The sequence below is a fragment of the Bacillus sp. L75 genome, assembly GCF_003676355.1.
GTDB lineage: Bacteria > Bacillota > Bacilli > Bacillales > Bacillaceae > Bacillus > Bacillus velezensis.
The window spans coordinates 1-537 of sequence record NZ_ML064950.1 but is presented as its reverse complement, the minus strand read 5'-3'; the positions used below and the strand labels follow the sequence as shown (position 1 = coordinate 537).

Annotated in this window: 1 protein-coding gene and 1 pseudogene; both read left to right on the top strand. The window is 40.3% G+C overall.

Annotation, left to right across the window (positions count from 1 at the left end):
- Window positions 1-9: 9 nt before the first annotated feature.
- Window positions 10-254, top strand: a pseudogene (locus D5S11_RS20525) (MT-A70 family methyltransferase); the annotation flags it as partial.
- A 1-nt stretch (window position 255) separates the two neighbouring features.
- A partial coding sequence (locus D5S11_RS20325) for an MT-A70 family methyltransferase (RefSeq protein WP_241211480.1) occupies window positions 256-519 on the top strand: 264 nt, incomplete at its 5' end.
- Between the last annotated feature and the right edge of the window lie 18 nt (window positions 520-537).

Here is a 537-nt window from a genome sequence, read left to right as displayed (position 1 = left end):
ACCACTGGAATTGAAGGGTTAAAAAATATAGATGTAAATAGCATTGCGGCAGATGATTGCACCTTAATTATGTGGTACGTGGGCTCTATGCCTCAAGAAGCAATCGACTTGGTTGAATCGTGGGGGTTTACCATAAAAAATATAAATGGCTTTGTGTGGGGGAAGTTAACAGTAAAACTTAAAAAATTCTTCGGTATGGGGTTTAGAACAAGAGCCGGGACTGAGTCAGCAATAATTGCGACAAAGGGAAAGCCNACAAGAGCCGGGACTGAGTCAGCAATAATTGCGACAAAGGGAAAGCCTAAGGTTTATTCTCACTCTGTTCGTGCATACCATGAATTCCCAGTATCAAAGCACAGCAAAAAACCTATTGAGTATCGAGATTTAATAGTTGAATTGTGTGGTGATCTTCCAAGGCTTGAAATGTTCGCTAGAGAAAGCGCTCCAGGTTGGGACGTATTTGGCAATGAAGCACCTAATTCAATATCAATAAATAATAAGGCTGATGATCATGAATAACGAACCTGACTTAACAGA